Annotated in this window: 8 protein-coding genes; all 8 read left to right on the forward strand. The window is 38.2% G+C overall.

The window, feature by feature from the left end:
• Window positions 1-453: 453 nt before the first annotated feature.
• A complete protein-coding gene (locus tag JUJ52_RS21705; RefSeq protein WP_026681812.1) occupies window positions 454-2,556 on the forward strand; it encodes a (Fe-S)-binding protein in 2,103 nt (700 codons plus the stop codon).
• 215 nt (window positions 2,557-2,771) lie between these two features.
• Window positions 2,772-3,956, forward strand: a complete 1,185-nt coding sequence (locus tag JUJ52_RS21710; protein ID WP_121603964.1) for an acetyl-CoA C-acetyltransferase — start codon at window positions 2,772-2,774, stop codon at window positions 3,954-3,956.
• 44 nt (window positions 3,957-4,000) lie between these two features.
• Window positions 4,001-4,852 (forward strand): 3-hydroxybutyryl-CoA dehydrogenase, encoded by an 852-nt coding sequence (locus JUJ52_RS21715; RefSeq protein WP_166530103.1) that lies wholly within the window; start codon window positions 4,001-4,003, stop codon window positions 4,850-4,852.
• 32 nt (window positions 4,853-4,884) lie between these two features.
• The gene (locus tag JUJ52_RS21720; protein WP_026681809.1) at window positions 4,885-6,018 is read left to right on the forward strand and encodes an acyl-CoA dehydrogenase; all 1,134 of its coding nucleotides are present in this window, start codon (window positions 4,885-4,887) and stop codon (window positions 6,016-6,018) included.
• A 12-nt stretch (window positions 6,019-6,030) separates the two neighbouring features.
• On the forward strand, window positions 6,031-7,176 hold the full coding sequence (locus JUJ52_RS21725; RefSeq protein ID WP_026681808.1) for an acyl-CoA dehydrogenase: 1,146 nt from the start codon (window positions 6,031-6,033) through the stop codon (window positions 7,174-7,176).
• Window positions 7,177-7,205: 29 nt separating this feature from the next.
• Window positions 7,206-7,817, forward strand: coding sequence for a TetR/AcrR family transcriptional regulator (locus JUJ52_RS21730; protein WP_034679226.1), 612 nt, complete (start codon window positions 7,206-7,208; stop codon window positions 7,815-7,817).
• A gap of 284 nt (window positions 7,818-8,101) precedes the next feature.
• Window positions 8,102-8,599: a DNA-directed RNA polymerase subunit delta gene (gene rpoE / locus JUJ52_RS21735; protein WP_205389122.1), complete on the forward strand. Its 498-nt coding sequence runs from the start codon at window positions 8,102-8,104 to the stop codon at window positions 8,597-8,599.
• 225 nt (window positions 8,600-8,824) lie between these two features.
• Entirely contained in the window at window positions 8,825-10,438 is a 1,614-nt protein-coding gene (locus JUJ52_RS21740; RefSeq protein WP_026681805.1) for a CTP synthase, read from the forward strand.
• The last annotated feature ends 83 nt before the right edge of the window (window positions 10,439-10,521 follow it).

Consider the following 10,521-nt stretch of genomic DNA (forward strand, 5'->3'; position numbering starts at 1 on the left):
TTATCCCACATATAGCTGGCAGTAATACCCCAAATGATTGAAGCTTTACTCTATACAGCAATCCTGACCCTGCAGGGGATATACACTTCGCATTACGTGGGCAACATTCCAACTTCCGCGGAAGCAAAGAGGAGATTTTGATTTATTGGAGTTGATACTTGTGAATAGTATGTTTATTTGGAATAATTAAGATAGCATTGATCTATTACTATCTACCTGCATTCTAACCTATATACTGTTGCATAGTGAAACAGAAGGTGAAATCGCCTATAGCAAAAAAAGGTTGACTGAATGATCATTCATATTTTATAGTAGGGATACATAAGATTTTAAATGAAGTTATTTTTCTGAAAAATGGAATCGCTATCATGTTGGTTATAAATCTTTCATTGTTAGTAACAATGAAAATTTCACATTATAATAGATTACTACATGATTAGGGGGAGCGAATGAATGGAAACATTTCTGCTTATTAACGCATTGGCCTTTGTAGCAATCACAATCTATGGTATTTACCTATTCGTTAAGGTTGTGGCAACTAGAGTAGCCTATATTAGGCTAGGCAGAAAATCAGAATTTGATCGTGATTTCAAAGAAAGATTCAGAAGAATTGGAAAAATTGTGTTTGGACAATCAAAATTATTAAAGGATAAAAAATCCGGTATTATTCATGTCATGATGTTCTATGGGTTTATTCTTGTCCAATTCGGTGCTATTGATATGTTTATAAAAGGGCTATCTCCGGACAATCACTTACCACTCGGTATATTCTATCCAGGGTTTGTATTCTTCCAAGAGTTAGTTACATTAATGATTCTTGTCGCAGTAGCATGGGCATTTTATCGCCGTTATATGGAAAAGCTTGTCCGACTGAAGCGAGGGTTTAAAGCGGGACTAGTGCTAATATTTATTGGGACTTTAATGATTTCCGTGTTATTTGGAAATGGAATGGCACTTCTATGGCATGGACATGATCCGACTTGGACTGAGCCAATTGCTAGTTCCATAGCATTAGTATTTGGATGGATTACACCGACGGTAGCAATGGTACTATTTTATATAGCATGGTGGGTGCATACAATTACAATTCTAACTTTCTTAGTTTATGTACCACAATCTAAACATGCTCACTTATTGGCTGCGCCTGTAAATGTGTTTTTAAGTAAGCGTGTACCAGGCAAGCTAAAAAAACTTGATTTTGATATGGATGAAGAAGCAGACGAAGAAGAGATTTCTTTCGGCGTAGGCAAGGTAGAAGATTTTGAGCAGCATCAAATGATAGACTTCTACGCATGTGTCGAGTGTGGTAGATGTACAGATGTATGCCCTGCAGCTGGTTCAGGAAAAATGCTGTCACCAATGGACATAATGATTAAAGTACGTGATCATTTGACGGAGAAGGGCGCAGCTATTACTGGTAAATCACCATGGGTTCCTGCATATGCTTTTTCAAATACTCAAGGAAACAGTGCAAGTGCAGATAATGAAGCAGCAGCAACGGTTCAAAGCGCAAGTCTTATCGGAGACGTTATTACAGAAGAAGAATTATCAGGGTGTACGACATGTCGAAATTGTGAGGATGCGTGTCCGGTAAATAATGAACATGTAGGAACTATTATTGATATGCGCCGCTATCTTGTTATGACGGAAGGGAAAATGGATCAGGACGTCCAACGTGCGGTGATGAATATTGAAAGGCAAGGAAACCCTTGGGGACTGTCTAAAAAAGATCGAATCAAGTGGCGAGAGCAGGATGAAGCAGTATATATCCCTACAGTAAAAGAGTTGAAGAAAGAAGATAAGGAATTTGAATATTTATTTTGGGTAAGCTCAATGGGGGCTTATGATAGCAGAAGTCAAAAAATTGCTATTGCATTTGCTAAATTAATGAATCAAGCAGGTATAAGCTTTGCAATTTTAGGCAATAAAGAGGCCAATTCAGGAGACACAGCTCGGAGAATAGGAAATGAGTTTTTATTCCAGGAAATTGCTGAGAAGAACATTAAAGAATTCACAAAAAATAATGTTCAGAAAATCGTTACCATTGATCCACATGCTTATAATATTTTTAAAAATGAATACCCTGATTTTGGATTTGAAGCTGAAGTATACCATCATACGCAATTACTATATGATTTAGTTCTAAATGGAAAGCTTGAACCACAACGTGAAATAAATCAGCGTCTAACTTATCATGATTCATGCTATTTAGGAAGATATAACGGAGTGTATGATCCTCCTAGAGAAATACTTCGTTCCATTCCAGGATTAGAATTAGTAGAGATGAATCGCAGCAAGGAGAATGGTATGTGCTGTGGTGCTGGCGGGGGACTTATGTGGTCAGAGGAGACAACCGGTAACCGAATTAATGTAGCACGTACGGAGCAAGCGATGGCAGTACAGCCAAACATGATATCTAGTGCATGTCCATACTGTTTAACAATGATAAGTGATGGTACAAAAGCAAAAGAAGTAGAAGAGGATATTAGCACGATGGACGTAGCAGAAATACTTGCGTTATCTGTGTTTAGAGAAGAAGAGGTAAAGAGTGCTTAAGCAGCTAGTTATATATTACGTTTATTATATTTATGGAAAAGCAACGGTTTACTCAGAGAAATGTGAGGGGGAGCCATCCTCCTCTATTTTCCAATAAATGAAAAGCAACGTCGCGTCTTGGTAGGAGGTTATGCCAAGCTTTTTATTAGAAGATTGTTTGAGCGAGCGTTCAATCATAAAGAAAGCGTAATCAAAAAAAGAAGGGATGTTTTAAGATGAGAAAATCAGTAATTATCGCAGGTGCAAGAACGCCTTTTGGTAAATTTGGAGGTGCGTTAAAGCCATTAACGGCATCGCAACTTGGCGGTAAGGCAATTGGAGAAGCATTAAAACGTGCGGATATGAATGGCGCAGATATTCATGAAGTGATTATGGGAAATGTTTTGCAAGGTGGACAAGGACAAATACCATCTCGTCAAGCAGCAAGAGAAGCAGGTATTCCATGGGAGGTAAAAACAGAAACCATTAATAAAGTATGTGCTTCTGGATTACGTAGTGTAACACTAGCTGATCAATTAATTCGGCTAGGTGATGAAGAAGTAATTGTAGCTGGAGGAATGGAGAGTATGAGCAATGCCCCGTATATTCTTCCTGATGCTCGGTGGGGTAATCGCATGGGTGATAAGAAAGTAATCGATATGATGGTCCACGATGGCTTAACCTGTTCCTTTAAGGGTGTTCATATGGGTGTTTATGGAAACTCAACAGCTCAAGAGTACGAATTGACTAGAGAAGAGCAGGATGAATGGGCGTACCAAAGTCATCAACGTGCAGTTAAAGCGATAGAGGAAGGGAAATTTGCTAAAGAAATCATTCCAGTAGAAATCCCTCAGCGTAAAGGGGATGCAGTTATCGTTGATACGGACGAAGCCCCTCGGAAAGATACAAGTCTAGAAAAATTAAGTACGTTAAGACCTGCCTTTGACACGGATGGAACGATTACAGCTGGGAATGCTCCTGGTGTTAACGATGGTGCTTGTGCCTTTGTGGTAATGTCAGATGAAAAAGCTGAGGAACTGGAAAAAACACCACTTGCAATCATCCAAGGGCATACAGAAATAGCTGTTCCTGCGAAAGATTTTCCGAAAACACCAGGGCTTGTTATTAATAAGCTGCTAGAGAAGACAGGGTATAAAAAGGATGATATTGATTTATTTGAAATCAATGAGGCTTTTGCGGCAGTTTCGTTAGCAAGTGGAAAGATAGCAGGAATTGATAAGGAGAAGGTAAATGTGAACGGAGGAGCGGTCGCTTTAGGACATCCAATTGGAGCGAGCGGAGCGAGAATTATCTTAACGTTAATATACGAATTAAGACGCAGAGGCGGTGGTTTAGGTATTGCTGCTATTTGTAGTGGCGGTGGCCAAGGGGATGCAATATTGATTGAGGTACCGAAGTAATAGCAATAAACGTATATACAAAGGGATTCTAAAGGAGGTAAAACATGGAAATTAAACGAGTTATGGTAGTTGGCGCAGGACAAATGGGAGCAGGTATTGCACAGGTGTGTGCACAATCAGGTCTCAAAGTACAATTGAATGATAACAATGCTGTTGCATTGGAAAGAGGGATGCAGACGATTCAGAAGCTATTGGATCGGTCTGTGCTAAAAAAAAGGATAACAGAGCAAGAAAAATTGGAAACGCTACAACGCTTATCTGTATCAGAAACGCTACAGGATGCTTCCAAAGCTAATTTAATTATTGAAGCGGTTATTGAGAATATGGAGGTAAAGACAAACATTTTTCGCCAATTAGACGTCATCGCTCCCGCCGATGCGATTCTTGCGTCTAACACCTCATCCTTACCAATAACCGAAATAGCTGCAGTAACAGACAGACCGGAGCAGGTTATCGGTATGCATTTTATGAATCCTGTTCCGGTAATGAAGCTCGTTGAAATTATTCGCGGCTTACAAACAAGTGATCAAACCTACCAAATCATTGAAGATATGGCGAAGAAATTAAGTAAAACACCAATTGCGGTCAATGATTTTCCGGGTTTTGTTTCCAACCGAATCTTGATGCCGATGATTAACGAAGCCATTTATACATTATATGAAGGTATAGCCTCCGTAGAGGATATTGATACATCTATGAAACTAGGAATGAATCATCCGATGGGGCCACTTACACTTGCAGATTTTATTGGCTTAGATACATGTCTATATATTATGGAAGTTCTTCATGAAGGCTTTGCGGATAGTAAGTATCGCCCTTGTCCGTTACTTAGACAATATGTCAAAGCTGGTTGGCTTGGGAAAAAGTCAGGAAAAGGTTTTTATGTGTATAACTGATTCAACATGAATCGACAAAAGGGGGAATACTAATGGTACAGGTAACCGAAGAGCAAAAAATGCTACGTAAAATGGTAAAAGATTTCGCAGAAACAGAAATCGTTCAAGAAATCCCACGGATGGAAGCAGAAGATAGATTTCCACGAGAAGTCTTAAAGAAGATGGGGGATTTAGGGTTAATGGGTATCCCAATCCCAGAAGAATATGGCGGAGCTGGAATGGATTACACATCCTATATTCAAACCATTCACGAAATTTCAAAAGTTAGTGCAACCATTGGTGTTATACTATCTGTCCACACTTCTGTGGGAACAAATCCAATTCTTTATTTTGGGACTGATAAACAAAAACAGTACTACTTACCAAAATTAGCATCTGGTCAATATATTGGTGCTTTTGCATTAACGGAGTCTGGTGCTGGTTCAGATGCAAGTGGTTTAAGGACAAGGGCAGTAAGACATGGAGACAAGTATATATTGAACGGATCAAAAATTTTTATCACAAATGGTGGAGAAGCAAATACATATATCACTTTTGCTCGTACTGGCGATGGAAAGAAGGATATAAGCGCTTTTATCGTTGAGAAAGACACGCCTGGATTAAGCATTGGGAAAAGAGAAAAAAAGATGGGATTACATGGATCTAATACCGTTTCTTTAACATTTGATCAATGCGAAATACCACAAGAGCAGCTGCTAGGAAAAGAAGGTGAAGGATTTAACATAGCCATGCATAATTTAAATATTGGAAGAATTGGAATCGCAGCTCAAGCTTTAGGTATAGGTGAAGCAGCTGTGCAATATGCAACAAATTATGCAAAGGAACGAAAACAATTTGGTGTGTCTATTGCAGATAATCAAGGAATCTCCTTTAAATTAGCTGATATGGCAACTCGATCAGAAGCTGCAAGGTTACTTGTTTATCAAGCTGCTTCTCTTGTTGAACAGGGGAACGACTGTGGGAAGGAAGTTTCCATGGCAAAACTATATGCATCGAAGGCTGCTGTTCAAAATGCCATTGAGGCAGTGCAAATATATGGTGGTTATGGTTATACCGAGGATTATCCTGTGGAAAGGTTATTTAGAGACGCCAAGATTACCGAGATTTATGAAGGTACTAGTGAAATACAGCATATCGTAATTGCCAAACATCTACTTAATAACTAAGGGGGGACAGTAATGAACTTTCAACTGTCAGATGAACAGCAAATGCTGCGAAAAATGGTTGCAGAATTTGCCAAAAAAGAGGTTGAACCAACCGCAGCTGAACGTGACGAAGAAGAACGGTTTGATAGAGAAATCTTTCATAAACTGGCTGAACTAGGATTAACGGGGATACCTTGGCCAGAAGCATATGGAGGAATAGGCGCAGATTACATGAGTTATGTCATTACTGTAGAGGAGCTTTCCCGTGTTTGTGCTTCGACAGGAGTTACGCTATCTGCGCATGTATCATTGGCGAGCTGGCCAATCTACAAATATGGAAATGAAGAACAGAAAAAGAATTTCCTTACACGGCTAGCTACAGGTGAAGCGCTTGGAGCGTACGCACTGTCTGAGCCAGGGGCTGGTAGTGATGTTGTCTCCATGAAAACCACGGCAAAGGAAGAAGCGGATCATTTTGTTTTAAATGGAAACAAGGTGTGGATTACTAATGGTGGTGTAGCAGATATTTATATCGTATTTGCAAAAACAGATGCAGATAAGCAACATAAAGGAATTAGCGCATTCATTGTAGAAAAAGGTACAAAAGGCTTTACATTTGGTAAAAAAGAAAAGAAGTTAGGTATACGTTCCTCACCTACAACAGAACTCGTATTTGAAAATTGTCGAGTTCCTAAAGAGAATCTGTTAGGTAGTGAAGGTGAAGGGTTCAAAATTGCAATGTCAACGCTAGATGGAGGACGCAATGGAATAGCTGCACAAGCGCTAGGTATTGCCCAAGGAGCATTAGATGCTGCTGCCGCTTATGCAAAAGAAAGAGAACAATTTGGCAAGCCTATCGCTCATAATCAGGGTATTTCTTTTAAACTTGCAGATATGGCAACGGAGATAGAAGCGGCAAGACTTTTAACTTATCAAGCTGCCTGGCTAGAGTCGGAGGGGCAGCCTTATGGAAAAGCTTCGGCCATGTCAAAGCTGTTTGCAGGGGATGCAGCGATGCGGATCTCGGTTGAAGCGGTTCAGATATTTGGTGGTTATGGCTATACGAAAGATTATCCAGTTGAACGGTTTATGCGTGATGCCAAGATTACACAAATATATGAAGGTACCAATGAAATACAACGCTTAGTAATAGGAAGAATGATAACTTCCGGAAAGTAGATCGGTAGAAGTAGGAGGTGAAGAAGAATATGGATCCCATTCTTTCTTCCATAAAAGATCAAGAGTTAGTAGAAAAGCGCAGAAATCAAATGATTAAAGGTGCAATGACGCTTTTTAAAGAAAAAGGATTTCATCGTACGACGACCAGAGAAATAGCTAAGGCATCAGGCTTCAGCATTGGAACCTTATATGAATATATTAGGACGAAGGAAGATGTGCTATTTCTTGTATGTGATTCTATTTATCAGCAGGTGTCTGAACGTTTAGAAGCGCAGATTGATTTGAATAATTCGTCTGTGGATCATTTTAAAAATGCAATTCGTTCATATTTCCGATTAATGGATGAAATGCAAGAAGAAGTACTTATTATGTATCAGGAAGTGAAATCTTTAGAAAAAGAGATAAAAGAATATGTATTGCAAAAGGAAAGAGACATGGTATCTATGCTTGAGCGTGTCATCTCTACTTGTTTTCCCGGTTCAATTTCTCAGCGAGATCGAGAATTGCTAGCAAATAATATTTTTATACAAGGACAAATGTGGGGGTTTAGAAGATGGATGCTACAAAAACAATTTACGCTTGAAGAGTACATGGATAGACAGATCCATTTTTTGATGAGCAGTATAACTGCTTCGGAATAAATCCATCACCGATTACTTCTTAAATTCAATATATCAAGATTTACAAAAAAGTACTACTGCATATGTATGCTATTTTTAGACTTCTAAATATTAAAAAATAGTGAAACCGTAAAAAGCTTCATATTTTTTCTGCTTAATTGCTAGCATAAACCCTGTATATTTGTTTATAATGTATGGTATGGTTAAAGGTAGTAGGAAGACTACTAGAAATACTTATTCAATAAACAAATAGTTAAATTAGGCAAAATAAGCCATCAATATACAAGTAAAGGGAGTGCGTTACCGTGAGCTTGAAAAATTATAGCCACGAAGAAATTCAACATATGTCTATGATTGAAGTAGCTAATTTAATTCTTTTGGATGAGAAAAAAGCTTTTCATTTTAAAGACGTATTTGATAAGATAGCAGAATTAAAAGGATTTACAGACGGAGAAAAAGAAGCTAATATTGCCCAATTTTATACGGATTTGAACGTAGATGGTCGTTTTATTACTACTGGTTCAAATATGTGGGGATTAAAACGCTGGTATCCTGTAGAGCAAATGGATGAAGAAGTTACCGTCGCACCTAAAAAGAAGAAAAAAGCGAAGAAGAAAAAAGAAGAAGATGTAGAAGATGATTTAGATGTTGTAGAAGATGATCTAGAGATTTTTGAAGACGATTTTGATATCGATGATATGGATGAAGAGATTGATGAGGAATTCGATGAAGAATTTGATGAAAATGATGAGGATTATGAAGAAGACGATGACGATAATGAAGAGTTAGAGCGTGTTAAATAATGGATTTGAAGTAAGCTTGACTTTTTATAGCTGGATCAGTACAATTTAAATTGGGCTCTTTTATTTTAATTATCGAAGCGTTTCCCCATCCAACTTGGGGAGGCGCTTTTATTATTTTTCAGCAGATAAGTACAAGATAAATGTAATAGATAAAGCTACCCATCATTTACCCATTCATTTAACAAATCAAGATAAGAAAATCATGTAAAGAAAGAGGGAAAGACGATGACAAAGTATATATTTGTGACTGGAGGAGTTGTATCTTCTTTAGGGAAAGGAATTACAGCTGCTTCCTTGGGACGTTTGTTGAAAAATCGCGGTCTAAAGGTAACTATTCAAAAGTTTGACCCATATATTAATGTTGATCCTGGAACGATGAGTCCTTATCAGCACGGGGAAGTATATGTAACCCAGGACGGCGCGGAAACAGATTTGGACTTGGGGCATTATGAACGATTTATTGATATTAATCTGAATAAATATAGTAATATAACAACCGGTAAAGTCTATTCGAGTGTAATTCGTAAAGAACGCAGAGGCGATTATTTAGGTGGAACAGTTCAAGTCATTCCACATATTACTAATGAAATTAAAGAGCAAGTTTTTCGTGCCGGTGAAGCAACAGGTGCAGATGTAGTGATAACCGAAATCGGTGGCACAGTAGGTGATATTGAATCCTTGCCATTTTTAGAAGCAATTCGTCAAATCAAGAAGGATGTAGGAAGAGATAGTGTAATGTATTTGCATTGTACGCTTGTTCCTTATATTAAGGCTGCTGGTGAAATGAAAACGAAGCCTACCCAACATAGTGTTAAAGAGTTACGTTCGCTAGGAATTCAACCTGATGTAATTGTATTACGTACAGAAAGTGCGATTAGCAAAGAAATGAAGGAAAAAATTGCTTTATTCTGTGATATTAATGAAAAAGCGGTTATAGAAATGCGAGATGCAGATACGCTATATCAAGTGCCTATCTCCTTGCAGGAACAGCAATTAGATCAACTAACATGTAGTCATTTTGGACTTGATTGCCAAGAAGCAGATATGGAAGAGTGGAAAACGCTTGTATCTAAAGTACGTAATTTATCCAAAAAAGTGGATATCGCACTTGTTGGGAAATATGTTGAATTACCGGATGCATATATTTCCGTTGTCGAAGCATTAAAACACGCTGGTTTTGTTTATGATGCAGATATTAATGTACATTGGATTAATTCTGAGAAGCTAGATCAGGAAACGATTCATAAATCTTTAGAAAATGTAGATGGTATCTTAGTTCCGGGAGGATTTGGAGATCGTGGTATAGAAGGGAAAATTGTAGCTATTCAATATGCTAGAGAAAATAAAATCCCATTTTTGGGAATTTGTTTAGGGATGCAACTAGCAACAGTTGAGTTTGCTCGTAATGTACTGGATTTGCAAGGAGCACATTCAGCAGAAATTGATCCAAGTACACCTTATCCAATTATTGATTTATTACCAGAGCAGAAAGATGTTTCTGACTTAGGTGGTACATTGAGGTTAGGTATATATCCTTGCAAGCTTCAAGACAATACGAAAACAAGAGCAGCTTATGATGGTGAAGAATTTATTGAAGAAAGACATCGACACCGTTACGAGTTTAACAATGCGTATCGTGACCAAATGATAGAACATGGATTTGTCTTTTCTGGTACAAGTCCAGATGGTCGACTTGTTGAAACGATTGAAATTGAAGATCATCCATGGTTTGTTGCTAGTCAATTTCATCCGGAGTTTACCTCCCGTCCAACAAGACCTCAATCGTTATTTAAAGGATTTATTGGAGCAGCAGTAAAACAAAATGAAGCGAAAAAATAATGGATCAAGAGGCTGGGACAAAACCCAGTAGAATAAAAAAGTGTCACGCACCAGTTGATTGGTGGGTGACACTTTTTTATCTA

The organism is Virgibacillus sp. AGTR (assembly GCF_016919725.2).
In the GTDB taxonomy this organism is placed as follows: Bacteria; Bacillota; Bacilli; order Bacillales; family Amphibacillaceae; genus Virgibacillus; species Virgibacillus salarius.